We start from the raw sequence: 1,139 nt of genomic DNA, 5'->3' as shown, positions 1-1,139 counted from the left end.
TTTAAAATGTCCTGTTTTTAATTACAACAGTCAAGAACAGGATTTAAATTTCTTTGTTCAATCACAGCTTTCTGAGCTTTACGACTTGGCATACTTTTCTTAGCACGAGTACGTTTATTCTGTTTTTCCAACTCTTCATGTTGTTGCTGAATATGGGCCAGAACTGAGCCTAATCTTTTATTCTCAACCACTTCATTCTGCTGTAATCCAGACAACTTGTTAAAAATACTGTAGTTGATCTTCTGTCCTTCATGCATGATTGCCACAGTACCATCTGGATATTCCATGAAAGTAATGTATTGCCCAACGAGCTTATGATTCATCGCTGTTGGCTCAAGCAGATAAATACATTTGTCATAAGTAATGGTCAAACTCCTCGTGACCTTACGCGGTTCCTGCCAGGTAAACACATCATCCAGCTCAGCATCAGACTCTATTAAGGGACGATGCAAATCCTTTGAGTTTCTCGCACACTTGGCGAACTTCTGGTTAAACTGCTCAATAAAGCAAGGTAACCATGCATTTGCTTCCGCAATCGAACTGATGCCTTCCAGACGCATTTCCTTAATCAAACGGTCTTGTAGTGTTCTATTCGCTCGTTCCACACGCCCTTTGGCCTGTGGTGAGTTGGCATAGATAATATCAATGTTTAACTCGCTGAGAATTCGTCCAAATTGCGTGATCTGGCTGTCCTGACTGGATTTCTGGTTCACTCTGAATACCGAATGTTTGTCACTATAAAAGGCCAGTGGCTTGCCATATTGCTCAATGTAGGCTCTGGTCGAAAGCATATAGTCAAAGGTGGTTTCAGCCTCACAAAAGCGCAGATGCAGCAGCTTTCCAGTGGCATCATCAATATAGACCAGCAAGCAGCATTTGGCAGCTCGACCTTCAAACCAGTCATGATATGAGCCATCGATCTGGATCAATTCACCGAAGCAATCACGGTTATATCTAGGCTGATATGGACGTTTCAGGCGTTTGGATCGCGGAATCCAGAGTTCATTGGCTGTCATCCAGCGTCGAACCGTTTCTACAGGAATATTCAGACCGAATATGCTGCTGAGCTTCTCATGAGCCAAGGTTGGACCAAAGCCCAGCAGATGTTCAGAAATAATGGAAAGGCATTCAGACTTTAC

Annotated in this window: 1 protein-coding gene; it reads right to left on the bottom strand. The window is 43.0% G+C overall.

The window, feature by feature from the left end:
- Positions 1–17 precede the first annotated feature (17 nt).
- On the bottom strand, positions 18–1,139 hold a 1,122-nt coding region (locus LVY74_RS17570; RefSeq protein WP_237816144.1), incomplete at its 5' end, for an ISNCY family transposase.

This window comes from Acinetobacter sp. ME22, from assembly GCF_022012315.1.
GTDB lineage: Bacteria > Pseudomonadota > Gammaproteobacteria > Pseudomonadales > Moraxellaceae > Acinetobacter > Acinetobacter brisouii_A.
This window is presented reverse-complemented; position numbering and strand designations above follow the sequence as displayed.